The sequence below is a fragment of the Paenibacillus sp. MZ04-78.2 genome (assembly GCF_024213375.1).
Taxonomy (GTDB): domain Bacteria; phylum Bacillota; class Bacilli; order Paenibacillales; family NBRC-103111; genus Paenibacillus_G.
On sequence record NZ_JANAVJ010000007.1, the window covers coordinates 100,941 to 127,009 of the forward strand.

The window sequence follows — 26,069 nt, forward strand, 5'->3', positions numbered from 1 at the left end:
GACTATGAACTTGTACGAACAACAGCCTGCGGTACGGGGCTCGTGATGTCCATCAGACGCTGCAATCCCGCTTTTTTCGGAGAGTAGTTCCCAAGAGGAATGGCCAGACTCAAAAAGACGTCGCCTTCGGTTAACATCCAGCTCCTGCGAACGAACTTCATCAAACATTGATGAACGTCCTCTTTGCTGACATCCATGCCCTTTTCTTTCAGGCGGATGGTCACATTCAGACTGGAAATCATATTGTCGCATTCCAGATATACGGCGGTCTCAAACGGAGACAGCAGCGTGGTCGGCTGAAGGGCCACCGATCGGGTGTCGACCAGAATGAGGCTTCCTTCTTTCATCACGGAGAAAAACTCGCTCTGCTCGTATTCGGACTGCCATTTCCGGATCGCTTGAGTAATACGCATTGTGTAGACAGCTGGATGTTGTTCATGGACATAGTCAAAATCGAAATGATAGGCAATATTCATGCGGTCTTGTGAGGACAAAGAAGGGTAAATGAGTTCGTAAGAACGCAAGGGACGAATATTATGAATCCCGTATTGGCTTGCCGAGGTGTAGTAAGGGCTGAAGCGGTCGAGCCGGATCGGGCTGACGCTGCCTGGTGGCATGAGATGGGTCAGGCTGGGAATAAGGTAGGAAGTCTCATCATACTCTTGCGCATTCTCGCCAGGAAAACCGTATAGGAAGTTCCACAATGGGGTGATCGAAAATTCTGCGCACCATTTGAGCAGCCGTACATTCTGAAGCATGCTCACTCCCTTCCTCATCAGCTTGAGCACGGAAGTGATAACGCTTTCAATACCGGGTTGAACGTAATGGAAGCCTGCCTGTTGAAAGAGCTGGATCTGTTCTTTGGTTAGATTCGCTTTCGTTTCGTAGAACATATCCAAATCCAGATTCCGGTCCCTGATTTCCGGAAGCAGCGTTTTGAAATAGTCCATGTCAATGATATTGTCCACGGCGGTCATCTTGTTCGTGTAAGCATGGTACCGTTCCCGCAAGTACAAAATTTCCTCCAGCGCCCGCTCGGCGGACTTGCTGCGGAATTTCAAGGTGGAGCCGTTCAATCCGCAAAACAGGCAATGGGATTTCTGCCCCCACCAGCATCCGCGCGAAGCTTCGAACAGCAGACGCCTCTTTCGCTCGTTCTCGGGCAAGTCGAAGGATTCAAATTGCTCAAAATAGTCGTCGTAGTCGGGGTAAGGAAGGGAATCCATATCATGAACAGGCACCGCCGAGGACGGTTCCGGGGGAAGCGCCGCACCGAAGTCGGCGCGCAGCGTAATGCCGGGCACCCGGCAAAGAGCAGGGTTACGCTTCTCCCTCAGCGCTTCGATAAATGCAATAAACGAATTGTCGCCTTCGCCTGAACAGACCGCATCCACAAAGTCGTAGGCGTTTAATGTGCCGAGTCCCATAGGCCCTTCCACGTTAGCCCCGCCGAAAATAATAAATTTATCGGGAAATCTCCTTTTCAGACGTCTGGCGAGACTAAGCGCAGCCGTATTTTGCTGAAACACGGTCGTAAATCCGATGACATCATACTTGTGCCAATCGTATTTTTCGACAGCTTGTTCAAGAAAAGCTTCCACACGGCTGCGTATATCCAACAGTCTTTGGAAGGAGCGGTCCGGGGCATCCGGCTTTCTGCGAGCATGAGGGAAGGTTGTAAGAAGATAGTCGCGGTACTCGTCAAAGTTGTCGATGTCGAACAGGGACTGGGTGAATATCCAATCTCCCGCCAGCGCATTGGTCGGGTAGGAAGTATATTCGGAGAGGTGATCATAGGCTTCCAGCCCGATGATCGAAGCGAATTCAAGATTCAAATAAAGGCTTTGACATGCGATCCCCCGCTTCTCAAGCGCGGATTGAAGAAGGCCAATTCCGATTGAAGGTCTGTACACGGATGCGAAAGGCATATTAATAAGAACAATTCGCATAGGATCACCTGACTTTTACATTATTTACTTTTTACTAAATCGAAACCTATATTATGTTATTGTTTATTGTTGAGAGTTATCATACCTCTTATTGTAAACGCTGTCAATAATGTTTTTTAGTGTTAATGTCTGGCGTTTGCTCCATATTTTTTCGACGGCAAGGGCATAATAGCGACGACGAAAGGAGGGATTGCACAAGATGAGAGACGACTTGGCCGGCGATACGGAAGCCTGGCTGGACAAGCTGCACGAAACGCAGGAGAAGGATGAGAAAAACCGGGAGCATCAGGGGAAAGGCCATCCCGGGAAGCAGCTGCCGACAAAGCAGAAAAGCAACCAAGATTGAGATCAAGCGACTAAAAGCCCGTCGGAAGCAACGCTCCGTCGGGCTTTGCGCTGTCGCGGCGTATGATAGGAACGTCAGCTTGGTGTCAGTCAGTTGTCAGATGCTTGTCAGCCGGTACGAGCGCAACCTCCGCTCTCTTCGTGGCGTATAACTTTACGCTACTTTGGGAGAGGGGAAAACGGAATGATGAAGAAAATGGCGCTGCTTGCGGCAGGCCTGCTGCTCGCGGCTGCGGGAACGGCCTCCGCTTACGAGGCGCAGTTGAAGCCGTTCGCGGATCTGGCGCTCAAGGACTGGTCCGAGGACGCCGTATACTCCTTGTCGGCGCTCGGGGTGATCGAGGGCTACGAAGACCTGACGTACCGCCCGAACGATTCGTTGTCACGCGAAGCGTTCATCAAGCTGCTCGTGAACGCGGCGCGTCCGGATGCCGGGAACGTTCCGAGCGAAGCGGGCGCGAAGCTGACGGATGTGCCGGCGGAGCGATGGTCTTATCCTTACATTAACGCGGCGCTGAATAAGCAGTGGATCGATTTTATGCCGGATGCATCGGGTGCGCTCCGTCCGGAACTTGCGGTGAAGCGGGAGGAAGTGGCCGCCGCTATCGGAAAATATTTGCTGAGCCTGGAAACGTCTGATGTCGCGAAGCGCTGGACGGAAGGCGAATGGACGAAGGAGCGGGAGCTGCGGCGCTTTTCCGATCATGGGGCGATTGGTGAGAGCCTTGCGCCCTACGTTTATTTTGCCGTCCACCAAGGGATCATGGAAGGGGACGCGAGCGGGTTTCGTCCTGCAAGCTCTTTGACTCGCAAGGAAGCTGCCGCGACGATTTACCGGCTGCTGAATGCCGGAATCGCGCAGCGAAAGCTTGAAGTGACCGGATTCTATGCGATCCGTTCGTACCCCGCCATCCAGCGGATGCCGCTGCTCGATCGCGTCGCGTTCGGCTGGTCCCGTTTATACTACGAGGGCGGCGGAAGCGCGAAGCTGGATACGAAGTCGACGGAGTACCGGTTTCCGGACAGCTGGCAGGAGCCGATCAATGCAGCTGCTCGGGCGAAGCTCGGCAAGGAGCTGATGATCTTCGCGACCGAGCCGCGCGACCGCGTAAAGGAGTTTCTCCGGGATGCCGCGGCGAGGAAAAGCTTCGTCGAATCGCTGAAATCCGTGCTGTCCGAATCGGGAGAGGCGTTCACGGGAGTTTGTCTCGACTTGGAGGGGCTGAAGGAAGCGGACGCTGCTGCGGACTATGTGGCGTTTTTGCGTGAAGTGAAGGCGGGCCTCGGGAGCAAAACGCTAACGGTAGCCGTACCGCCGACGTACTACTATAAAGGGTACGATCTGCGCGGAATCGGCGAGGTCGCGGACAGTATCATTTTGATGGCTTACGATTTCACCCATCAAGATTCCGGGCTGCCTTCGGCTCCGCTGCCGCTGGTCAGCGATACGGTGAAGCAAGCGCTCCTCTCCGTTCCTAAAGAGAAGCTGGTGCTGGGCATCTCGAAGCAGGCGAATCAGTGGGTTACGACGGGAGGGAAGGTTGCGCTGGCGCAGCCGGATATTGCAGAGGTGGAGAAGCGGATGGCTTCCCCGGGCATCGCATTGAACCGCACTTATCCTTATTTTCTGAAGCAAATCGCTTTTCAAGATGAGCGCGGCAGCCATACGATCTACTACGAGGATGCGGACAGCATCGCCAAAAAGCTGTGGCTGGCCAAGTATTACGGACTAAAAGGCGTCTCGCTGTGGCATATGGGGAATGTGACCGCAGCCGATTGGGATACGATAGCGAAGCGCGCTAAGACGCAATAAGGCAAAAGGCTGCACGCCTGACGGACAGATCGTCGGGCGGCAGCCTTTTTGGCTTGCGCGGGGCTAGAGCCCCTCTTTTTTTAATAATGCCTATAAGTTTAGTTATGTTGCGGAATTATTAGTAAAAACCGCGAACTTTTTGATCAATTAGTATACAATATACAAAAGAATAGTGTACAATAAATGGAGAATGACTTGAAGATAGAAAGGGTTGGGGCATTTCATGAAAACGTCGGAGTACAGCTTCGATACTGCGGCTGCGGCGCTTCTGGCCGGGGGGAACGTTCAATATCATTTGCCGGTGCCGGTTTTGGTTCAAGCCGCGTTGAAGCGGCAGGAGGGGGAGCTGGCATCCAGCGGGGCGCTGCGGGCCTTCACCGGAAAATTTACGGGCCGTTCGCCCAAGGACAAATATATCGTACAGGAGACTTCCGTCGACGGGCACATCGCTTGGGGAGCCGTCAACCAGCCGATGGCGGAGCAGCACTTCGATCGTTTATTAGCCAAAGCCGCACAATATATGAAGGAACGCGAACTGTACGTGTTTGACGGCTACGCCGGTGCGGATGAAGAATACCGGCTGCCGATTCGCGTCGTGAACGAATATGCGTGGCACAATCTGTTCGTGCGCCAGCTGTTTATTCGTCCGACGGCGGAGGAATTGAAGGAGCACCGAGCGGAATTTACGGTTATTACGCTGCCCGGCTTGCAGGCCGATCCTGCCACAGACGGGACGAACTCCGGCACGTTCATCGCCGTTTCGATGGAGAAGCGCATCGTACTGATCGGCGGCACGGAATATGCGGGCGAGATGAAGAAGTCGATCTTCAGCGTGTTGAACTATTTGCTGCCATTCCGCGGCGTGTTTCCGATGCACTGCTCGGCCAACGTCGGAGAAAAGGGCGATGTGGCGCTGTTCTTCGGACTGTCCGGCACGGGCAAAACAACGCTGTCCGCCGATCCGAACCGACGCTTGATCGGCGACGACGAGCATGGCTGGTCGGACCGCGGCGTGTTCAACTTCGAGGGCGGCTGCTACGCCAAATGCATTGGGCTTACCGAAGAGAAGGAGCCGCAAATTTGGCATGCGATCCGGTTCGGAGCCGTGCTGGAAAATGTGGTGCTGCGGCCGGGCACACAGGAAGCGGATTACCATGACGGTTCCTGTACGGAAAATACGCGGGCCGCTTACCCGCTTGAATCGATTGCGAATGCGGTGATCCCCGGTACGGCGGGGCATCCGGAGACGATCGTCTTCCTGACGGCCGACGCGTTTGGGGTGCTGCCACCGATCGCGAAGCTGACGAAGGAGCAGGCGATGTATCATTTTCTGTCCGGCTATACGTCGAAGCTGGCCGGGACGGAGCGTGGCGTGACGGAGCCGGAAGCGACGTTCTCCGCTTGCTTCGGGTCGCCGTTCCTGCCGCTCAGTCCGAGCGTCTACGCCGAGATGTTGGGACGCAAGATCGACCGGCACGAAGCCCGCGTCTACCTGGTGAACACCGGCTGGTCCGGAGGACCTTACGGTGTGGGCAAGCGGATGAATTTGGCGTACACCCGCGCAATGGTCACGGCGGCCTTGGAAGGCACGCTGGAGCAAGCGGAATTTGCCCCGGACCCGGTATTCGGCGTGCTGGTGCCAAGCCGCGTTCCCGGCGTGCCGGACGAAGTGCTGCAGCCGCGCAGCACGTGGGAAGACAAACAAGCTTACGACGCCAAAGCCCGGGAGCTTGCCGAACGGTTCGTCAGCAACTTCGGGAAGTTTGCGGATGCGCCTGAGGCGGTTCGCGCCGCCGGTCCTCGTTTGAGCTAAAGCTGAATTTTGAATACACCAGCATTAGCCTGCATCAACGATTTTGTCGTTGCTGCGGGCTTTTTGGCGTTCCTTCTTAGCAGCATCGGGCCGCCGCTCTTACTTTAAGTTGGGATTAAGCGACATTTCACTTTTTTTTACAAACGGGTGCTACATTGAAAGAGGTGATCAACGCTACATCGATTTAGAAAGGAGATACGCGGATGGCGTGGCTGCGCTACAAAAAATGGATCATCGGCATCCTTGGCCTTTTGGTGGTCGGAGCCGGAACGTATGTATATTTGCAACAAAAACCGAAAAAGTCGGCATCGCCGATCCGACGCTCGAAACGAACTTGCAGGAGGCGCAAACGAGCCTTCGGCAGATGGAAAATGATTTGAACGATCTGCGGACCCAGCAAGGGAATATGCGGATTGCCGCCCCGATCAGCGGCAAGCTGACGTTGCCCGGCAATCTGGACACAGGCTCGAACACGACCAAATCGAGCCGCGTGTGCACGATTGCGGACTTGTCTTCGCTCACGGTGAAGCTGCCGTTTTTGCTGGAGGATGCGGCGCAGCTGAAGAAGGGCGACACGCTCGATCTGGCTCCCGATGGCTTCCTGTTGACGAAGACGGGAACGATCGCGTCGGTAGGGACATTAACAAGAGCGGACAGCTCCGGCGGCAAGCTGGTCGATGTCGAAGTGACCGCAGCGAACGACGGGACGCTGGATGCCGGGATGAAAGTGAAAGGGACGGCGGCGATCGGCGGACGCAGCGTCGATTCGCTGCCGGGGCGCAAATTCGAAGGAGAAGTGACCCAGGTGTCCACGGTCGGAACGACGACCAACGGAGTGACGTTCTACGACGCCGTCGTGGCGGTCAAAAATACGGGCGACCTGCGCTATGGCATGACGGGAACGGCGAACATTTTGATCCAGGACAAAAAGAACATTCTCGTCCTGCCGATGGAGGCGCTCCAGCAGCAAAAAGGCAAACGGCTCGTTACCGTGGAACGGGCGGACGGCACGCGGGAGGAGAAGGAGATCAAGATCGGCATCCGCAGCAAAACCGATGTGGAGATTACCGAAGGGCTCAAGGAAGGCGACAAAGTCGTCGTGCCCGTGCGGCAGCAGCGGCATAATTTAAGCCAGACCGAGATCGACAGGCTGCGCCAGCAGTTCCAAGGCGCTACCGAGAAGATGACGGACAACCAGCTCGCAGAGCTGCGGAATAAAAAAATCGGCTTTATTTTTCAACAGTTCAATCTGCTTCCGAAACTGACCGCGCTGGAAAATGTGGAACTGCCCTTGCTTCGGGCGTGCAGGCCAAGAAGCGCCGCGAGACGGCGCTCAGGATGCTGGAGCTGCTGGGGATGGGCCAACGCGGCCACCATAAACCGAGCGAGCTGTCCGGGGGACAGCAGCAGCGGGTAGCGATTGCGCGAGCGTTGGCGGTGTCGCCGTCGCTGATGCTGGCCGACGAGCCGACGGGAGCGCTGGATTCCAAGACCGGCAAGGAAGTGCTGGAGCTGATTATCCGGCTCAACGAGCAGGGCAATACCATCGTGCTGATCACGCACGATTTGCATATCGCCGAGAACGCCAAACGCGTGGTGTCGATCCGGGACGGTCTGATCGTCCGTGACGAGCGACTGGCGCAGATTCCGGCCGGAGCGGCGGGTGTAACGGCATGAGAACGACGGAACTGATCACCATGGCGCTGCGAACCGTGATTTCCAATCCGATGCCGTGCCTGCCACAGCTGGAGGGATGCCTTTTTTTCAGCGACCGGTCGGGTACTCGACCGCGTTTATAAAAATCACAAAAAAAACTTGAATCAGAACGGAAAATCTGTTTTGATGGAGAAGTGACTACCAAATATACCCTTTGATTACAAAAAAGGACTTATTTCGACTCGTGCCTGCAAGTACGAGTATGTCCAAGCTATTTTTTTCTGCGGAACAGGCGGGCGGCTCCTTTGCCAAGCTCCGTAAGCAGGATCATGACCGACATCGCGCCGAGCAGATACGGGACGACAAGCGGAATGGCGCGCAGATCGGTAATATGCACCCAACGCAAAAAAAGGGGGTATAACAGCAGCAGCGCAACCATGATTGCAATTTTCACGGGTATTCGCCTCCGGGGCTGACATCATTTTCGACAATGACATAAACTTCGCTGTTCAAGTATCAAGACCTGCCGTACGGAGCGAGTGGTAAATGATCCCAATGGGCGTTTCAATCCGGGTACAGCCGCTCTATTTCAGAATTTGTTAAATTCAGCAGACGTTCAATTATGGATTGACGGATGACTACCCCCATACTATGATAACATTATCGCTTTAAAGCATATACACGTTAAACTAGGAGGTCCGAAATCATTGAAAACATCCGCTAAACTGTTATCCCTGCTGATCGCCGTACCGCTTTTGATCGCAGGCTGCGGGACCAAAGCACCGGCGCCCGCCAATCCGTCCGGAGGTGGAGACGCTTCCAAGCCTCAGGACAAGAAAGTTGTCAAAATCGGCATTTCCCAAATTGTCGAACATCCGTCGCTCAACGCGACGCGCGAAGGCTTCCTGGCCGCGCTCAAGGACGGCGGCTTCGTCGACAAAGAAACGATGCAGGTCGACTACCAGAACGCGCAAGGCGACTCCACGGCCAACCTGACCATCGGGCAAAAGTTCGCCGCCGACAAAAAAGATCTGGTATTCGCTATCGCCACACCGTCGGCCCAAGCCGTCGTGCAGAACGTAAAAGACGCGCCGATACTGTTCGGGGCTGTTTCCGATCCGGTATCCGCGAAGCTCGTTAAAAGTCTGGACAAGCCGGGCGGCAACGTGACCGGCGCCGCCGATACGCATCCGGACGCTATTCCGAAGCTGATCGACTTCATCGCTTCCGATTTCCCGAAGGTCAAGAAGATCGGAATCGTGGCGAACGAAGGCGAAGCGAATGTCGCGTTCATGGTGAAGACGGCGGAAGCGGCGTTTGCGAAGCATAACATTCAGGTCGTCAAAGCGTCGGTTGCGAACAGCTCCGAAGTGAAGCAGGCCGCCGAATCGCTCGTGGGACGCGTCGACGCGATCTACACCACGCTGGATAACACGGTCGTCAGCGCCGTCGATTCGATTATCAAGCTGGCGAACGACAAGAAAATTCCGTTCTTCTCCAGCGACCGCGATTCGGTTGAAAAAGGAGCTCTCGCCACCTACGGCTTCAAATATTACGATCACGGCTACCAAGCGGGCAAAATGGCCGTCGAGATTCTCAAGAACGGGTCCAAGCCGGGCGACATGAAAGTCAGCTATCCGGACAAGCTTGACCTGATCATCAACCTCGATGCCGCCAAAAAGCAGGGCGTAGAAGTAACCGATTCTATGAAAAATAAAGTACAGGATAAGAAAAACCTGCTCAGCGGTTCGGCAAAATAATTTCGTAAGACCCAGGCAGAGTGACCTTCCGAACGGATCAAAGGTCACTTTTGCATTTCTTCGCAGGAGGATGGACATATGTATGATGCATTTACAGGTTCTCTGGAACTCGGCATGCTGTATGCCGTTATGGCGCTCGGCGTTTATTTGACGTTTCGCATTTTGGATTTTCCCGATTTGACGGTGGACGGCAGCTTTACGACCGGCGGCGCGATTGCCGCGGTCATGATCTCTTCCGGCGTATCCCCGTTACTTGCCACGCTGGCGGCCTTCGGAGGCGGCCTCGTAGCCGGAGCGTGCACCGGACTGCTGCACACCAAAGGCAAAGTGAATGCGCTGCTGTCCGGGATTTTGATGATGATTGCGCTGTATTCGATCAATCTTCGAATTATGGACAAGAAAGCAAACGTTTCGCTGCTCGGAGAAGATACGCTGCTTACTGGCTTGCCGCTGCTTTGGGTGATGCCGGTTGTCGTGCTGGCAATTAAATTCGCGTTGGACTGGTTCCTGCACACGGACCTGGGCCTTGCGCTCAGAGCAACCGGAGATAACCCCCGGATGATCCGCAGCTTCGGCGTGAACACCGACAATACGGTCATCGTCGGCGTCAGCTTGTCGAACGGGCTCGTGGCGCTCTCCGGCGCTTTGATCGCGCAGCATTCGGCCTTCGCGGATGTTTCCATGGGGATCGGCATGATCGTGATCGGGCTTGCCTCGGTCATTATCGGGGAAGCGCTGTTCGGCGCGAAGACGGTCATCCGCGCGACGCTGGCCGTCTTGCTGGGCGCGATCATCTACCGGCTGATCGTGGCGCTGGCGCTTCGCGTCGGACTGGAATCGACGGACATGAAGCTGATGACCGCGCTCATCGTTATTATCGCCTTGACGCTCCCGATGGTGCGGAGCAAGCTGCGCCAAAAGTCGGTCATCCGCCAACGGGCGGCCGATCTCGAACATTCCCGCGCACGGAACGTTTCGGCAGGAGGTGGCCGATAATGTTACGCGTCGAACATGTTTCCAAGCTGTTTAACCCGGGGACGCCGGACGAAAAGCTCGCCTTATCGCATATTAACCTCCAATTGAAGGAGGGCGATTTTGTCACGGTGATCGGCAGCAACGGCGCCGGCAAGTCCACGCTCATGAATATCATCTCGGGCGTGATGACGCCGGATCTCGGGAAGGTCGTCATTGGCGGAAACGAGGTCGGATCGATGCCCGAGTATCGCCGCAGTGCATGGATCGGCCGGGTGTTCCAAGATCCGATGGCCGGTACTGCGCCGACGATGACCATCGAAGAAAATTTGGCCATGGCCTATAAGCGCAGCGAGCGCAGAGGGCTCGCCATCGGCGTTACGGGGCGCAAGCGGACGATGTTCCGCGAGCAGCTCAGCCGGCTCGGCATCGGGCTGGAGAACCGGCTGAACGCCAAGGTCGGCCTGCTCTCGGGCGGGGAGCGGCAGGCGCTCAGCCTGCTGATGGCGACCTTCACCGAGCCGCGCATTCTGCTGCTCGACGAGCATACCGCGGCGCTCGATCCTTCGCGGGCGGAGCTGATTACATCGCTGACCGAGCAGATCGTCGCCGAGCTGAGGCTGACGACGCTCATGGTGACGCACAATATGGATCAAGCAATCCGGCTCGGCAACCGGCTGATCATGATGGATAAAGGACGCATTATTTTGGATGTGCCGGAGCAGGAGAAGCGGGGGCTGACCATCGAAAGGCTGTTGCAACAGTTCGAGCGGATTCGCGGCGTCAAGCTTGCGGACGACCGCGTCGTGCTCGGTTAAGGCAGGCGGGCCCAATCAGGCGAGAAAAAAACGCCCCGCGCAACAGGCGAGGCGTTCCGTATAACCGATAGGATGGACAGGCCATCGAACCGATAAGGTTCGGTGGCCTTTTGCAATGTTAACTCTTGCGACCCTTCAAGAGAAACAGGATGGCGAATCGGGGAAGCACCAATTGCCGTCTCCAGCGGGAAGGCTGCCGCAGCAAGCGATATAGCCATTCCAGATTCAGCTTTTGCCAGACGACCGGGGCGCGCTTGACTTTGCCCGCGATGACATCCAGACTGCCGCCGACGCCCATTGCGAGCTTGGCGGATAACCGGTTTTTGTATTTGAAGATCCATTTTTCGGCCAGCGGCGCGCCCATGGCTACGATGAGCAGGTCAGGCTTCACGCTTGCAATCTGCTCCACGAGCTGCGGTTCGTCGTCAGCGGTGAAGAAGCCGTTACGCCGGCCGGCGACCTTGAGGCCCGGGTATTGATTCGCGATCAGGTCGACGGCTTTCTTGCTTGTTTCTTCGTCGGCTCCCAAGAAGTAGAACGACCATCCGTTCTCGTGGCCGAGCGCCAGAAGCCGGAGAAGCATTTCGTAGCCGGTCACGCGCTCGGGCACCGGCTCGCCCTTGTAACGCGAAGCCAGGACGATGCCGATGCCGTCGGGGGTAATCATGTCGGCCTGTTCGACAATTTGCCGCAGCTCGCTATCTTTTCTTGCATTCATCACAATTTCGGGGTTGGCCGTAATCAAGTGAAACAGCCGCGAATCGTTGCGGTCCAGCCGGCGGTGCAGCTCGCTTACGGTTTCGTCTAAAGATAATTTGGAGAATGGTACGCCTAAAATGGAAACGGTTTGCATCAGTATCCCCTCTACGTTCATTTCCTCCATCTTACCACAGAATCGCCGGGAAGAAGAATCTTTCGCTAAATTGCGACTAAAAAACAAACCATGAGATAATCAAAAGTAAAATTCCAGTTAATTTAAAATATATTAATATAAACTTAATAAAGAAAATATTTACAATTCTACCTATCTGATTTATAGTTGATATAAGCCATTTTTGAAAGTCTTTCGTTCTCGCATAAATCTGGGTGTGAAAAAAAAGCTGGCCAGCTCGCCCTGGTTGCGAAACCGATCGACAACAGGAATGGTTCGATTATCCCAATCGTGAGAGTAAAGGAGGCATTTCGTTTTATGAAAAAGAAATATATTGTTATTGTTCTGTCCTTGTCTCTGGTTTCGGCAGGTCTGTTGTCTGCTTCTGCCGGCGCTTCCACTACGGACGCGCAAACAACAACGAACTTTGCTTCTATTGACAGGGAGGAATTTGTAGAGCCTGCAGCAATTCCTGCTGTAGCTGCAGCAGCAGCACGTCTTGCCGCTACACCTGCAGTGAGAGCGGCGGCATCAACTGTGGCCAGCGCTGCGGTTGGTTGGGCTGTCGGGAAGGGTCTGGATCGCATTTTTGGTTTTAGCAATCCAGCACCCCACATCCAGGAATCGGACATCTTGTTCGACAACTAGTCGTAGGTAAAAGTATAACGTTTATCGTTATTTAAAGTTGGAAGAGAGATTACGTTCATTTGCAGAACGATTCTCTCTTCCTCTTCATCCATTACTATATTTTTAACGGAAAGGCGGTGCCTTTCGTGAAAACCGGAAAGCTTCAGCGGGGTGCGCTCTTATTCCTCCCCTTCTTGTTAGTCGGATTTATGGTGTTTCACTTCAGCATCATTTTCATGCATGTTCTCCCATTTAATCCGATGACATCCAAGTTCAATGGTTTGGTTAGATGGTACACCTCGACTGTTTTTTATCAAAACTGGCATCTGTTCGCACCTGATCCGATTAGTACGAACTATACGATCTATATGCAAGCCAAGCTGCAGAATGCCAATCATGAGCAAGTGGAGAGCGAGTGGATCGACCTTACCACTCCAATGATTACTTCCAATTGGGAGCAGTACATTTCTCCTGTGAACCGCCTCATGCGTTTTGGTACGGATTCGTTTATGCAAACAATTCATCAAGATGAACTAGCGGAAAAGTTAGAAGTGAAAAAACAAAAATTTAATAAACAAGATTTAACGACTTCTAAGGAAAACCAAAAGCTACTGGAAGATTTCCGTTCGCAAGGAATTAATCTGATGTACCGTATGGGATACTCTAATGTGCCCAAATATTTTCCGAATCAACAGGTGGATTCCATTCGCATGCGCGTCACCTTTGCAAAGGTTAAACCATTTTCGGAACGCAACAATCCCGACTATAAGACGGTTCCCCAATATGTGGACTACCATTGGAAGGATTATATCCCGGTGATTCCCTCCATTTAAAAGCTGCTCACTACCTGAAAAAGAAGGTGCTTTTGCATGCAAGCTATTGCAAATGTAAACCGTTCTATCTGGCTGCGATGGTTTTATCGCGAAAACCTTTTGATAGGAACGTCTCTTGCCAGAATTGGCTTTGGTCTCGTTCTTCTTTACATGTATTTGATCCATTATGCGCAGCGCTATCTTCTCTGGTCCGATCAAGGCTTAATTGATCACGCTACTTATTTAACAACGACGAAAGGATTTTCGTTATCGTTATACGCATGGAGCCCTTCGATGCTGTATTTCGATATCGTGTATCATATAGGGATCATGGTCACGATCCTCTATGTCATCGGTTGGAAAGGCCGATTGATGTCCATTCTTTTCTTTATTTTTACGTATTCGCTTTTGGACCGGAATTATCTTATTGGAGATGGCGGCGACAATATTCTTCGCGTCCTTCTTTGCTATATGATCTTTGCCAATACAACAGCTTACTTTTCCGTGGATGCCGAAAAGTATTGGAAGAAACGTTCGGCAGCGGAAGAGGGGACATGGTACAAGGTCAAAGCTGTTTTTCACAACTTTGCCGTACTGTTCTGCATTATCAACCTGTGCATCATGTATCTGACTTCCGGACTATATCAAATCATGGGTGAAATGTGGCATAGTGGAACTGCTGTATATTATATTATGCAAGTGAATCAATTTAGCCATCCTTTCTTTCGAAACCTGATTATACAGAACGATTTCTTCATCGTTCTTTTCACTTACTCATCCGTGATCATCAAGCTTGCTTTTCCGTTCTTGCTGTTTAACCGATACACCAAATACTTCATTGTGATTTGTGTCGTTTCTTTTCATTTAGGCATCGGCATCGCCATGGGACTTATCACCTTCTCGCTCATCATGTGCATTATTGATTTTATGCTCATATCGGATGAAGAATATAAGAAAATACACCGCAAGCTGATTCGTTTGCGGCGGCTCTTTCTTCATGCGTTTCGGACACGAACGCGCAGCTTTGGGAGGAAGTCAATCCCGCAAACACATCACGTTATCGTGTTTTATGACGGGTGGTGCCCCTTCTGCCAAGCTTCGATTCGCAATCTGAGGAAGCTCGACTGGTTCCGGCTCCTTCATTTCGTATCGTTCCGCGAGCCGAATGTTTGCAACACCTTTCAACTCGATTTGAATAAATTAGAAAAGCGAATGCACAGCAAGCGGAAGACGGAAGCTAAATCCCACGAAGGCATTTATGCGTTCATCCAGATCAGCAAGCGGCTTGTCCCGCTTTGGCCGCTTGTGCCGCTGCTTTATTTGGCTGCGATTTGTGGGATCGGACAAAAAACGTATGATCTTATCGCATCTCGCCGATCGATCATTCCGGCAGGCGGCTGCGACGACACATGCGTTTTGCCAACAGCACGCACATCCGTTAAATCTCAATAAAATGACTGTGATAAAAAGGAGCATCATGAAACCATTGTATCGGATCGAATATCATTTCATTAAAACATACCGGGTTGATTATACGTACTTCAACAAACAGGATTCGCCCGTTTCTTTATGGCTGTCTTTACCCGCTGACAGTATGACGCAGCGAAACATTCGGATATTGCAGCAAACGACGCCTAAAGAATTGAATTTGCTGCCAACAGGCAATCAGCTGGCTTACTATGAACTGCTTCCAGGCGAAAACGTTGCTTACTCCTACTTATTTGATAGTTATGAAACCCGGTTGGTTCCATTCGATCCAAACAAGAACAAGGATAATAAAGCAGAAGTACCGGAATTAACGGAGGACGAACGCCAGTTTTATTTGCGTTCAACTCCACTTGTTCCCTTGACGGATGAAATTCGTCAAGAAGCCGTCCGGATTGTTGGGGATAGCAAGGAACCGATTGAACAGGCGCGAAAGCTATTTTTTCATTTAATTCAACACTATAAATATATTTATCCCCCGAAGGAACGGGGAGCGTCTGCTATGCGTCGAAATCAACGGGGAGATTGCGGCGAGTTTTCTTTCTTGTTTGCCGCTTACTGTCGTTCGCTCCATATTCCTTGCCGCACCGTTTTCGGTTCTTGGGCGACAGGCAGGCTTAGGGCGCACGCTTGGAATGAATTTTTCGTAGAGGGTGTAGGCTGGGTACCTGTAGATGCAAGTGTACAGGTTAGCATGAAAAGTCAATGGAACAAGCTAGCATTCGTTACCGGGTACGGAGCGAGAAATGCCAAGCACTATTACTTTGGAAACTTGGAAGGTAAACGGATTGTTTTCAGTCTGGACCCCAACGTGCCGCTGTTCCCGCCGTTTCCGGAAGGATCTCAGCTTGCGGCAACGAGTCAGGAGCAATTGCTAAACATAGGTGAAGAAATGTTTGCCTGGGGGTTTCAGGCCCAACACGGAACTGCGCCGTATTTGCAGCCTGCGTACACCCAATTCACTTCTCCCGTTGGTCCCGGACCAACCACGGAGGATTATTTAGGCTCTTGGCATGTCAAGGAAACCGGTCTGATCCAGGCCTTATCCTTGAAGCTGAAATATGCAGCCTTTATTGCGTCTATGCTATGTTGGGGCACCTACTACGTTTTGTCTTGGACTTTTGCCAAGCTGGAATGGCTTAATTTATTCTCAACCTTGTGTTATTGCTTGTTTCTGCTTGTGTCGATTGTTAGAAAAGAAGCTTATTATGTGATGTATATTCTGTTTGGGCTCATGCTGCTTAGCGCGCTTCGAGGATTGAGTCTTTTTGTCAAATAAGGAGTTTTTCGATGATGAGCGATTATGGTCGACAAACGAGGCAATGGTGGGACGCGGGGGAACGGGTGAATATTGGAAGGGTAATCGCCCATACCCTTATCGGATCGGTGCTGAGCTGGTCTTTATTCATCGTTGGCTTCGTCGGGTTTCAACTTCTTAAGCCGTTACTTGACCCGTTGTTAAACCAAATTTGGCAAGCTGCATCACTTCCGGTATCGGAAACAAGCGAATTAATCATGCATGGATTTCAAATTTTTTGCAATTTTATTGTTTTTCATTATATCGTTCGTCGATCCATAAAAAAAGCAGGCCGCGTGGAATTTAAGGGTAATCTGATCGCATGCATGCTCATTAGTCTCATTCCCTGGTTGTTTTTTATCGCAACCAGTCTAATTTCTGCAAAGCAACCATCCTCTCTTGGTCCCATCCAAATCTTTGAGCTGATGTTGTATTTGCTAAGTTTCGTGCTTGCGGTTTATGTACCCTATAAATATAAACAGCTTACGCCGGTTGAGGCTGTACGGGAGGATCAGGTATAATTTCCCTTATTGAGCGGAGGGGAGGAAGACAACTTGTTGATGGACGAGACGTTGAGGTTCGCCCGGGAGGTCGCCTGCGAAGCGGCTGCTGCCGCGGGGAGGCTGGCGAAGGAGCATTTTGACCGGGATAAAGAAGTGATGGCCAAAGGAAATCAAGGGGACTTGGTGACCGCGATTGATCATTTGGCTGAGAAGGAAATTTTGAATCGGCTACAAGATCGCTTCCCGGAGCATCGGATTCGCAGCGAGGAGAGCGGCTGGTCCGGAGCGGACAGCGACTGGCTGTGGCTGGTCGATCCGCTGGATGGAACGAACAATTACGCGATTGGGCTTCCGACGTACGGCGTGTCGCTGACGCTGATTTACCGGGGAGAGCCACGGCTGGGGGTCATCTACGATTCGCATCTGGAAAAATTGTACGTTGCCGAGCAGGGAAAGGGAGCTTTGTGCAACGGGCTGCCGATTCGTGTCGCAGCGTCCGCAGCCGCCGGACGAATGACCTTGGGCTGGATTCAGGGGCATGATGTCGGCAAGGGCGGACAAGCCACGTCGCTGAAAAACCATCTCGATGCGCACAGCAAACGGGTTCTGTCGCTATGGGCGCCAACGCTGTTATGGAGCATGCTCGCGCGCGGCGATCTGGACGGCATCGTGCTGTACAATTCGGAAGGCGAGGATCTGTATTCGGGTCTGCTGCTGGCGAAGGAAGCAGGGGCGGCGGTCGTCGACTTCAACGGTCGACCGTTTGAAGGCATGAACCCTGAGCCGTATATCGTCGCCTGCCCTCCAGACCGTCTGGAGAGTCTGCTTTCCATGGTGCAGACGGGACTTGGCGGGTAGAATGGGAGGAGAAAAAACCTGACGGTGCACAGCCCCAAGCGGGCTGGCCATCAGGTTTTCTTTTTTCCACGCTTCGTTAGCTTACCAAATACTTGGCAGCACCTTGATTTCACGATCCAGCTTGGGCAGGAACGAATAATTCGGATTGAAGGTGAAAATCCGTTTCATCTGGCAGGATAGCATCACCACGGCCGTCATCGCTTCGCTCAGCGAGAAGCGGTAGTTCGGAAAATCGATAATGAGCCGCTTCGATTCCCGTTCCAGGTCCGGCGTCCCCGGCACGATCGTCAGCACGCCCTGTTGGACCGCTTTTTCCATCGTATTCAAGAAGAACTGCGCATCCGAATAGTCAAAATGATTGCGCAGCCATTGGTGCGTTTCGAAGATCACATAGTTCGTCGTAGCCAAATGCCGATCCATATCGTCCAGGTCGAAGAATAGCGACCGGGCCTTCAAATAATACGGGTCCTCCGGATTCATAAACGCCATCAGAGCGGACTGCTCCAGAAAGATCGCCTGCTGCAAGGCTGCGGAATCATGTGCGATCAAAGCTATGCACCTCCTCGCCGGTATACCGTTCTTTCCGCTTCGTCAAGCTGTCGAGCTGCAGCAGAGGATTTTTTTCCTTCTGCTCCATCGTCGCTTGAAACGTCATTTCATGGGACCGCACGGCAAAATATTGGTCGATCATATAGTGAACTACGGCGCTGACGGTCGTCTGTTCGGCTTCGGCCATTCGTCTGCACTTATCGTAAACCTCAGGCTCCAGCTCGATAGCGGCGGTCTCGACGGCTTCTCTCTCCGTCGAAATGAGCTGGGATGCGGCGGACTTCCATTTCCTCAGCTGGCTTTGCATGAATTCCTTAGAACTGCTCACGGGCGTCACCTTCCACAACACAATTTTATACGGGCTTGAATGCGCAAGCCGACTTCTTATACTGTTCGGTGAAAACCGCCGTTTTTAGGGGCTTTTCGCTGTTTTTGAACGCGCTCATGCTTTAATCACAGATATTTAACCGTTTGGTCCGATTTTGAACATCATTTGCTCAAATTTTTCGTGTAACGTTAGCGAGTACGGCCCCTTTTTCGGCTAATCCCCCCGCAAAATAGGGGGGGCGGGAGAATGCTATAGTATCTTTACCGGCAAAAGGAGCATTGTCTGCATGAATTCTTGGAAAGTACTGGTCGCCGACGATGACCCGAACGTCAGGGAGATCATTCGGCTTTATTTTGAAAAACAGCATATCAGCATGATTGAGGCGCAGGACGGCGTGGAGGCGCTTGAGCTTGTCGAGAAGGAAGCGCCGGACATCGTCATTCTCGACGTCATGATGCCCAAGATGGACGGCTTCGAAGCCTGCCGCCAAATTTTGAAACGATTCGATATTCCCGTCATCATGCTTACGGCGAAGCGGGAAGAATTCGACCGGGTGCTGGGGCTGGAGCTCGGCGCCGACGATTACGTCACGAAGCCATTCAGTCCGCGGGAACTGGTGGCGCGGATCAAGGCGATCTTCCGCCGGATGCAGCGCCGCAAATTGCCGGGAGAATCGGATGAACCGGTCGCCATCACGTTCGAGGGATTCTCGATCAACACGGAGCGCCGCGAGGTACTGGCCGGGGAGGAGCGGATCGTTCTTCGCCCGAAGGAGTTCGATCTGCTGACGCATCTGGCCCGGTCGCCGGGGACGGTGTATACGCGGGAGCAGCTGCTGGAGCAGGTGTGGGGCTACGAGTTTATTGGAGATATCCGGACGGTCGACGTGCACGTGAAAAAATTGAGGGAGAAGCTGCTCCCGTACCGGAGCGACTGTATTCATACGGTATGGGGCGTAGGGTATAAATTCGAGGTCCAGAAATAATGCTTGGCATCGGCAAAAGCATTTTCCGCCGACTGCTGTTCGGCCATATGTTCACCATGCTACTGGGCCTGTGCGTCGTCGGGTTTCTGCTTTCGTTGCTGACCAAGGGCTATATCGTGAATTCGCAAAAGGAAGAGCTGCTGCGCAAGGCGAAGCGGGTCAACTTGGCGGTGCAAACCGTCGTCGTCCCGGACGATCGCGTCAAGGAGCTGCTACTGTTCTTCGACCAGACGTTCGACGCGCGTATCTGGCTGTTCGACCGTAATGGCAAAATCGCCGCCACCTCCAGCAAGGACGAGGTGTACGTCGGCAAATCCGTCGACCCTGCCGTCGTCCGCAAAATCTTGAACGGCGAAGAGGCGCAGCTGAACGAGCCGCGGTTCGAGGGGCTCAAGGAGTCGATGCTGTCCGTCGTCGTCCCGTGGGGCAAGGACAATGAGGTATACGGAGGAATCGTGCTGCACGCCTCGGTCGCCGGAATGAACGAAACGATCACGTTAATGCGCGAAACGATCCTGTGGGTCACGCTCGTGGGCGTGCTGCTCTCGGCGGCGACAGCGTCGTATTTATCGTGGTCTATCTCCCGGCCGCTGCAGCGGATCGACAAGCTGGCGCTGCGCATCGGGCACGGGGATTACGGCGAGCGGATTGAGATTTCGTCGAACGACGAGATCGGAGAGCTGGCCGCCACCATCAATCAGATGGCGGACAAGCTGCAGCGGACGGACGAAGACAAGCGCAAGCAGGAGCAAATCCGCCAGGACTTCCTGGCGAACGTATCCCACGAGCTGCGGACGCCGCTGACGGCCATGCAAGGGTTTCTGGAGGCGCTGCAGGATGATCTGATCGACGATGCGGCCAAGCCGAAATATTACGACATCATTTACAAAGAAACGCTTCATATGAACCGGTTGGTGGATGACATCGCCGATCTGATCAAGCTGGAAAACGACGAGATCGCCTTGTCCCGCAGCCCGGTGGATGTGCAGCAGTTATTTGCTCACATCGCCGCCATGTTCGGACCGGAAGCCGCGGAGCGCAGCACGACGATCGAAACGCAGGCGGAAGAGGGACTGCCGGACGCATATGCGGACCGGGACCGCTTCGAGCAAATTATGAAAAATTTAGTGAAGAATGCCGTAAAATTCACGGAAAACGGCAAAATCTTGCTGAGCGCCCGTGCGGACAGCGAGCTGCTTGTGATTCGCGTGGCGGATACCGGCATCGGAATTTCTCCCGAAGATCAGGAGATGATCTGGGAGCGCTTTTTCAAGGTGGACCGCGGCCGGAGTAAAAAAAGCAGCGGTACCGGGCTCGGACTGGCCATTGTCCGGGAACTGGTAGAGCTGCATGGCGGGACGATTACCGTCCGCAGCGAAGTCGGCCAAGGAACCGTATTCGAGTTCCGGCTGCCGGCGGCTCAGAGCGCAATACACGAAGGAGGAAGACAACATGTTAAAGCGATTTGATACGCTGTACGGCATTGATTTGGGAACTTCGAATACGGTGATTTACCAGCACAGGAAAGGCATCGTCCTGCGGGAGCCATCTGTCGTGGCGATCCGGCAGGATTCGGGCGAGATGGTGGCAGCCGGTACGGAAGCGCAGGCGATGATCGGGAGGACCCCTGGCAATATCGACATCATTTACCCGCTGATGGACGGGGTGATCGCCAACTTTGACATTACGAGCGCGATGCTTCAGCATTTTATTAAAAAAATTCAAGGCCGGGCCCCCTGGTTCCGCAGCTCGCAAGTGTATATCTCCGTACCGTGCGGCATTACGAACGTGCAGAAGCGCGCCGTCGAAGAGACGATGGTGCACAAAGGCGCCAAGAAGGCGATAGCCGTGGAAGAGCCGCTGGCCGCGGCGCTTGGGGCCGGGCTTCCGGTCGACCAGCCCATCGGCAGTCTGGTGCTCGATATCGGCGGGGGAGCGAGTCAAGTGGCCGTGCTGTCGCTCGGAGGCATCGTCGTCAGCCATACGGTACGGCGCGCAGGGATGTCGCTCGATCGGGATATCATCGAATACGTCAAAAAGACGTACAATTTGGCGATCGGCGAACGGACCGCGGAGGAAATCAAGAAGCAGATCGGGTCGGTCGTCGAGCGGCAGAAGGACAAGGCCATCGATATTAAAGGCCGGGATCTGATCGACGGTTTGCCCCGGTCGCTCCGCTTGATCTCCGGCGAAATTTTCGGACTGATGGACGACTTTCTGGTGACTATTTTGGACGCGATCCGGGTGACGCTGGAGCACTGTCCGCCGGAGCTTGCCGGGGATGTGGTGGAGCGGGGCATTCTTCTGTGCGGAGGCGGCTCGCTGCTTCACGGGCTGGTCGAGCGCATTCAGGCGGAGACCAGCGTCCCCGTCCATATGGCGGCGGAGCCGCAGGATTGCACGGCGCTGGGAGCGGGCATGATGATCGATTTTAAGCGGGAGGGCTGGAGCCGCGGGACGGCTATCCCCGGTCGGAATATCGCCGCGCAGGCGGAAGAGGAGCCTCTGCGGCAGGACGCTTAGAAGGCGGCTCAGGCTCAGAAGCTGCTGCGCGGGCGAAATATAAGCCGTTGACCGTTCACGGAATTGCCGCTAAGCTATGAAAAAAGCTTGGGCTCATAGGAGGCGGTTGTCATGGCGGTAAAGCGGCTGGGCTGCTTGCATGCGCATCATTCGAACATCCGGTATTTGGAGGAAGGCCTGGCTCGCGAGGCGTTTTCCTGCCTGCATTTTGTCGATCCCGGCGCGATCCATTGGCTGACCCGCGCGGCGGCATCGGAAGCGGAGGCGCGGCAGGTGCAAACGAAGCTGCGAGGCCAACTGGAATGGATCTCTGGCTGCGGGGTAGACGCCATTGTCATCACGTGCACGAATTACATCGCCGCGCTGTCGCCCTTGGAGCAAGCGCTCGAAGCGACGGGCGGTATTCCGGTCATCGCGATCGACGAGCCGTGGTTTGACGAGCTGCTGAAGCTCGGGGACGAGGCGGTCGTCGCCTTCACGAACCTAGCCACTGTAGAAGGAACGATGGAGCGGCTGCATGCCCATGCCAGGCTGCAGGGCAGGGTGTTCAAGGGGCAGATAGCGGTATCCGACCCGGCTTGCTTCGAAATGCTGCTGCAAGGACAGGAAGCGGCGTATACGGAGCAGGTTGAAGCGTTCCTGCTGGACTTGATACATCATTCGTCCGCCCCGGTCGCAGCGGCTCAATTGTCGATGACGGATGCGGCCGAACGAGCCGAAGCGGCGTCCGGCGCTCGGGTGCTTTCGCCGATGCAGGCGCTTCGCAGCAGGCTGGAGGAGCTGCGGTAACGCGGCCCGGTCTTGTCATAGTTACGTAATAAATCCATGGTACATTTTTCTTGCAACACTACATACGACCAAAGCTTTTAGGAGGAAATGAACATGAAGATGAACAAGCTCGTAACGGTCAGCATTGCCTGCGCCATGCTGCTCGGCGGAGCGGTATCCGCAAGCGCTGCGCCGGCTGCCACGCAAAAGCCGAGCCAGACTGCCGTGAAGGAGGCCAAGGCTCAGCATAAGCAAGCCAAGGCGTCGCTGCAGGCCGAGCAGCTCGCGCAGCTGCAAAAGACGGCATCGGGTCTCGGGATCGCGACCGACGGCAAAACGGCGAAGGAGCTGAAGGCGGCCATCCAGGAGAAGCGCAAGGCGCTCACCGAGCAGAAGCGCGCCGATGCGCTGGCCAAGCGGAAAGCCGAGGCGGAGAAGCTGGGCATTTCCACCCAAGGCAAAACCGCCCAAGAGCTCGCCAAGGAGATTCAAGCGAAGAAGCAGGAGCAGAAGGCAAGCAAGCAGGCGAAGAAGCAAGAGCACAAAGCGAGCAAGCAGGCGAAGAAGAGCAGCTAGTCGCTAGTTACTCCCATCCAAGTCTGCAAAGGTCTGCCCGTAAACCATCGCAAGATGGACGCGGCGCGGATCTTTTTTCTATCGCATGGTCGACTCGTTACGTTTCCTGTTTGACACCGGTCCCCCCGTTCAGGCATGATGATAGAAACATGCTAAGGAAAGGAGCCGCGTCCACGTGAAACGGGTACTGCAAGGAGGCGTCCGCTTTTACCGCAAATGGATTTCGCCGCTGAAGCCGCCGACCTGCCGGTTTTACCCGACCTGCTCCGCCTACGCGCTGGAAGCGCTGGAGAAGCACGGCGCGGCCCGCGGTTCTTGGCTTACGGTGAAACGGATCTGCAAATGTCATCCGTTCCATCCCGGGGGAGTGGATCATGTCCCTTGACACGGGCGGTTCATTTTCGATATATTTGGCTTAATGATCCTATGAACGGATAAGTACTTTGACGGAAGCCGCACAGAGAGCCGGAGACGCTGCGAACCGGTCGGCCGATGCGAAGGAAGATGGTCCGGGAGGATATGAGGGCGAGCCATGCTCGCGGTCGAAGCTGGCCGCAGGCGGTAAGCTTTCATCGTAGCTCCGGCGTTAACGGATGGTCAGCGATTGACCGTTAAGCCTCGAACGGCGCTTTGTTCCACATTGCGTTCGAACGGGGGAAGTTGGGTGGTACCGCGTGAGTTCGAAGCTCTCGTCCCATAGGGATGAGAGCTTTTTTGCATTTTCAATTCACTAGGAGGTCATTTGAACATGTCTGAAACCAAGAAAAGCTTTTACATCACGACGCCCATTTATTACCCGAGCGACAAGCTGCACATCGGCCACGCGTATTCGACGGTGGCGGGTGACGTCATGGCGCGGTACAAGCGGCTGCGCGGATTCAACGTCATGTACTTGACGGGCACCGACGAGCACGGGCAGAAGATCGAGCGCAAAGCGCAGGAGGCAGGCAAGACGCCGCAGCAGTTCGTCGACGACATCGTCGCCGGAATTAAGGACCTGTGGAAAAAGCTCGACATCTCGTACGACGATTTCATCCGTACGACCGACGCGCGACACAAGCAGGCCGTTGAGAAAATTTTTACGAAGCTAATGGAGCAGGACGATATTTACCTCGGCCATTACGAAGGCTGGTACTGTACGCCGTGCGAGTCGTTTTTCCTCGAAAACAAGCTGGTTGACGGCAAATGTCCGGACTGCGGACGCCCGGTAGAATGGGTGAAGGAAGAGAGCTACTTTTTCCGGCTCAGCAAATATGCCGACCGGTTAATTGAGCATTACGAAAAGCACCCGGAGTTCATTCATCCGGAATCCCGCCGCAACGAGATGATCAACAACTTCATCAAGCCCGGTCTGGAAGATTTGGCCGTCTCCCGGACGACGTTCGACTGGGGCATCCGCGTGCCGGGCGATCCGAAGCACGTAATCTACGTCTGGATCGACGCGCTCTCCAACTATATTACCGTGCTCGGCTACGGCAGCGAGGATGACAGCCGCTACCAAACGTACTGGCCTGCGGACGTGCACTTGATGAGCAAGGAGATCGTGCGCTTCCATACGATCATCTGGCCGGCGATGCTGATGGCGCTTGGTCTTCCGCTGCCGAAGAAGGTCATCGGCCACGGCTGGCTGCTGATGAAGGACGGCAAAATGTCCAAATCCAAAGGCAACGTCATGGACCCGGTTACTTTGATCGACCGCTACGGCCTCGACGCGCTCCGTTATTACTTGATGCGGGAAGTGCCGTTCGGCTCCGACGGCACGTTTACGCCGGAAAGCTTCGTGGAGCGGATCAACTTCGATCTGGCGAACGATCTCGGCAATCTGCTCAGCCGGACCGTGGCGATGATCGACAAATATTTCGGCGGCGAGGTGCAGCCGTATATCGCCGGAGCGACCGAATTCGACGCCGCCGTGCTGGAGACGGCCGAAGCGACGGTCGCCAAAGTCGAGGAAGCGATGGAAAAAATGGAGTTTTCCGTAGCGCTCTCCTCGATCTGGCAGCTTGTCAGCCGCACGAACAAATACATCGACGAGACGCAGCCGTGGAATCTCGCCAAAGATGAAACGAAGCGGGGGACGCTCGGGTCCGTACTGTACGTGCTGGCCGAATCGCTGCGCATCTCGTCCGTGCTGCTTCAGCCGTTCATGACCGAGACGCCGCGCCGCATGTGGCAGCAGCTTGGCATCGAAGCCGGCCCGCTCACCGCATGGGATACGGTGCACGCATTCGGGACGCTGCCTGCCGGCACGCGCGTGGCGAAGGGCGAAGCGATGTTCCCGCGCCTGGAGGCGGACAAGGAGATTGCGTTCATCGCGGAATCGATGAGCGGCGGAACGGCTCCTGCGGCGGAGTCCGAAGAGCCGAAGGCTGCGGATGCGAAAGCGGAGACGGCTGCCGTACCGGCGCCGGAGGCTTCCCCTGAAATCTCGATCGACGATTTCTTCAAAGTCGACCTGCGGGTGGCCGAAGTCATCGCTGCGGAACCGGTGAAGAACGCCGACAAGCTGCTGAAGCTGCAGCTCGATCTCGGCTACGAGCAGCGCCAGGTTGTGTCCGGCATCGCCAAATATTACACGCCGGAGCAAATGGTCGGCCGCAAAGTCATCTGCGTCACGAACCTGAAGCCGGTCAAGCTGCGTGGGGAATTGTCGCAGGGCATGATTTTGGCCGCATCGCAAGGAGACCGGTTGACTCTCGCGACAGTTTCCGATTCAATTCCGAACGGATCTGTGGTAAAATAAGGATTGTTCACGTGAACA

24 protein-coding genes and 2 pseudogenes are annotated in these 26,069 nt (G+C 54.3%); 21 read left to right on the plus strand and 5 right to left on the minus strand.

The window, feature by feature from the left end:
• Positions 1-2 precede the first annotated feature (2 nt).
• Positions 3-1,949: a RiPP maturation radical SAM C-methyltransferase gene (locus NLX71_RS08015; RefSeq protein WP_302058126.1), complete on the minus strand. Its 1,947-nt coding sequence runs from the start codon at positions 1,947-1,949 to the stop codon at positions 3-5.
• Between the two features lie 199 nt (positions 1,950-2,148).
• Between NLX71_RS08015 and NLX71_RS08020 the strand changes: the two genes are divergently transcribed.
• The 5 genes and pseudogenes from NLX71_RS08020 to NLX71_RS08035 form a co-directional block, all read left to right on the plus strand.
• The gene (locus NLX71_RS08020) at positions 2,149-2,295 is read left to right on the plus strand and encodes a DUF4023 domain-containing protein (protein ID WP_254363050.1); all 147 of its coding nucleotides are present in this window, start codon (positions 2,149-2,151) and stop codon (positions 2,293-2,295) included.
• Between the two features lie 183 nt (positions 2,296-2,478).
• The gene (locus NLX71_RS08025; protein WP_254363052.1) at positions 2,479-4,107 is read left to right on the plus strand and encodes a glycosyl hydrolase family 18 protein; all 1,629 of its coding nucleotides are present in this window, start codon (positions 2,479-2,481) and stop codon (positions 4,105-4,107) included.
• A gap of 223 nt (positions 4,108-4,330) precedes the next feature.
• Positions 4,331-5,920 (plus strand): phosphoenolpyruvate carboxykinase (ATP), encoded by a 1,590-nt coding sequence (gene pckA, locus NLX71_RS08030; RefSeq protein WP_254363054.1) that lies wholly within the window; start codon positions 4,331-4,333, stop codon positions 5,918-5,920.
• Between the two features lie 949 nt (positions 5,921-6,869).
• A pseudogene (locus NLX71_RS27275) lies at positions 6,870-6,962 on the plus strand (hypothetical protein); the annotation flags it as partial.
• Between the two features lie 132 nt (positions 6,963-7,094).
• Positions 7,095-7,597 (plus strand): annotated as a pseudogene (locus tag NLX71_RS08035) (ABC transporter ATP-binding protein); the annotation flags it as partial.
• A gap of 250 nt (positions 7,598-7,847) precedes the next feature.
• Here the strand turns inward: NLX71_RS08035 and NLX71_RS08040 are convergent.
• On the minus strand, positions 7,848-8,030 hold the full coding sequence (locus NLX71_RS08040; protein WP_254363056.1) for a hypothetical protein: 183 nt from the start codon (positions 8,028-8,030) through the stop codon (positions 7,848-7,850).
• A 253-nt stretch (positions 8,031-8,283) separates the two neighbouring features.
• Here NLX71_RS08040 and NLX71_RS08045 point away from each other — a divergent pair, with 253 nt between their 5' ends.
• The 3 genes from NLX71_RS08045 (at position 8,284) to NLX71_RS08055 (ending at position 11,126) form a co-directional block, all read left to right on the plus strand.
• Positions 8,284-9,336 carry an ABC transporter substrate-binding protein gene (locus NLX71_RS08045; protein ID WP_254363058.1) on the plus strand — a complete coding sequence of 351 codons (1,053 nt, stop codon included), beginning with the start codon at positions 8,284-8,286 and terminating at the stop codon, positions 9,334-9,336.
• Between the two features lie 78 nt (positions 9,337-9,414).
• Positions 9,415-10,332 carry an ABC transporter permease gene (locus NLX71_RS08050; protein WP_254363059.1) on the plus strand — a complete coding sequence of 306 codons (918 nt, stop codon included), beginning with the start codon at positions 9,415-9,417 and terminating at the stop codon, positions 10,330-10,332.
• Positions 10,332-11,126, plus strand: coding sequence for an ABC transporter ATP-binding protein (locus NLX71_RS08055; RefSeq protein WP_254363060.1), 795 nt, complete (start codon positions 10,332-10,334; stop codon positions 11,124-11,126). The genes NLX71_RS08050 and NLX71_RS08055 overlap by 1 nt, the downstream gene beginning before the upstream one ends.
• 118 nt (positions 11,127-11,244) lie before the next feature.
• Here the strand turns inward: NLX71_RS08055 and NLX71_RS08060 are convergent, their stop codons facing one another.
• Positions 11,245-11,979: a WecB/TagA/CpsF family glycosyltransferase gene (locus NLX71_RS08060; RefSeq protein WP_254363061.1), complete on the minus strand. Its 735-nt coding sequence runs from the start codon at positions 11,977-11,979 to the stop codon at positions 11,245-11,247.
• A 336-nt stretch (positions 11,980-12,315) separates the two neighbouring features.
• Here NLX71_RS08060 and NLX71_RS08065 point away from each other — a divergent pair, with 336 nt between their 5' ends.
• From NLX71_RS08065 to NLX71_RS08090, 6 genes are all read left to right on the plus strand, one after another.
• Positions 12,316-12,645, plus strand: a complete 330-nt coding sequence (locus NLX71_RS08065; protein WP_254363062.1) for a hypothetical protein — start codon at positions 12,316-12,318, stop codon at positions 12,643-12,645.
• Positions 12,646-12,770: 125 nt separating this feature from the next.
• Positions 12,771-13,457, plus strand: a complete 687-nt coding sequence (locus tag NLX71_RS08070; RefSeq protein WP_254363063.1) for a DUF5819 family protein — start codon at positions 12,771-12,773, stop codon at positions 13,455-13,457.
• A gap of 273 nt (positions 13,458-13,730) precedes the next feature.
• Positions 13,731-14,888 (plus strand): DCC1-like thiol-disulfide oxidoreductase family protein, encoded by a 1,158-nt coding sequence (locus NLX71_RS08075; protein WP_254363064.1) that lies wholly within the window; start codon positions 13,731-13,733, stop codon positions 14,886-14,888.
• A 25-nt stretch (positions 14,889-14,913) separates the two neighbouring features.
• Entirely contained in the window at positions 14,914-16,200 is a 1,287-nt protein-coding gene (locus NLX71_RS08080; RefSeq protein WP_254363065.1) for a transglutaminase-like domain-containing protein, read from the plus strand.
• 11 nt (positions 16,201-16,211) lie between these two features.
• Positions 16,212-16,739 carry a hypothetical protein gene (locus tag NLX71_RS08085; protein WP_254363066.1) on the plus strand — a complete coding sequence of 176 codons (528 nt, stop codon included), beginning with the start codon at positions 16,212-16,214 and terminating at the stop codon, positions 16,737-16,739.
• 39 nt (positions 16,740-16,778) lie between these two features.
• Positions 16,779-17,579 (plus strand): inositol monophosphatase family protein, encoded by an 801-nt coding sequence (locus NLX71_RS08090; protein ID WP_254363154.1) that lies wholly within the window; start codon positions 16,779-16,781, stop codon positions 17,577-17,579.
• 81 nt (positions 17,580-17,660) lie between these two features.
• Here NLX71_RS08090 and NLX71_RS08095 read toward each other — a convergent pair whose 3' ends face one another.
• Positions 17,661-18,128: a type II toxin-antitoxin system VapC family toxin gene (locus tag NLX71_RS08095; protein WP_254363068.1), complete on the minus strand. Its 468-nt coding sequence runs from the start codon at positions 18,126-18,128 to the stop codon at positions 17,661-17,663.
• On the minus strand, positions 18,115-18,456 hold the full coding sequence (locus tag NLX71_RS08100; RefSeq protein ID WP_254363070.1) for a hypothetical protein: 342 nt from the start codon (positions 18,454-18,456) through the stop codon (positions 18,115-18,117). Before NLX71_RS08100 ends, NLX71_RS08095 begins: the two co-directional genes overlap by 14 nt.
• Before the next feature lie 286 nt (positions 18,457-18,742).
• On the opposite strand from NLX71_RS08100, the gene NLX71_RS08105 reads away from it, so the two are divergent.
• The 7 genes from NLX71_RS08105 to metG all read left to right on the plus strand — a co-directional run bounded on the left by NLX71_RS08105 (position 18,743) and on the right by metG (position 26,051).
• Complete coding sequence (locus NLX71_RS08105) at positions 18,743-19,441, plus strand: response regulator transcription factor (RefSeq protein ID WP_254363071.1); 699 nt, start codon at positions 18,743-18,745, stop codon at positions 19,439-19,441.
• Positions 19,441-20,910 carry a sensor histidine kinase gene (locus NLX71_RS08110; RefSeq protein ID WP_254363072.1) on the plus strand — a complete coding sequence of 490 codons (1,470 nt, stop codon included), beginning with the start codon at positions 19,441-19,443 and terminating at the stop codon, positions 20,908-20,910. Before NLX71_RS08105 ends, NLX71_RS08110 begins: the two co-directional genes overlap by 1 nt.
• Positions 20,894-21,964 (plus strand): rod shape-determining protein, encoded by a 1,071-nt coding sequence (mreB, locus tag NLX71_RS08115; protein ID WP_254363073.1) that lies wholly within the window; start codon positions 20,894-20,896, stop codon positions 21,962-21,964. Before NLX71_RS08110 ends, mreB begins: the two co-directional genes overlap by 17 nt.
• 111 nt (positions 21,965-22,075) lie before the next feature.
• Entirely contained in the window at positions 22,076-22,753 is a 678-nt protein-coding gene (locus NLX71_RS08120) for a hypothetical protein (protein WP_254363074.1), read from the plus strand.
• 93 nt (positions 22,754-22,846) lie between these two features.
• Positions 22,847-23,308 (plus strand): hypothetical protein, encoded by a 462-nt coding sequence (locus NLX71_RS08125; RefSeq protein WP_254363075.1) that lies wholly within the window; start codon positions 22,847-22,849, stop codon positions 23,306-23,308.
• 175 nt (positions 23,309-23,483) lie between these two features.
• Positions 23,484-23,693 carry a membrane protein insertion efficiency factor YidD gene (yidD, locus tag NLX71_RS08130; protein WP_025847146.1) on the plus strand — a complete coding sequence of 70 codons (210 nt, stop codon included), beginning with the start codon at positions 23,484-23,486 and terminating at the stop codon, positions 23,691-23,693.
• A 363-nt stretch (positions 23,694-24,056) separates the two neighbouring features.
• A complete protein-coding gene (metG, locus tag NLX71_RS08135) occupies positions 24,057-26,051 on the plus strand; it encodes a methionine--tRNA ligase (protein ID WP_254363076.1) in 1,995 nt (664 codons plus the stop codon).
• Positions 26,052-26,069: the final 18 nt, after the last annotated feature.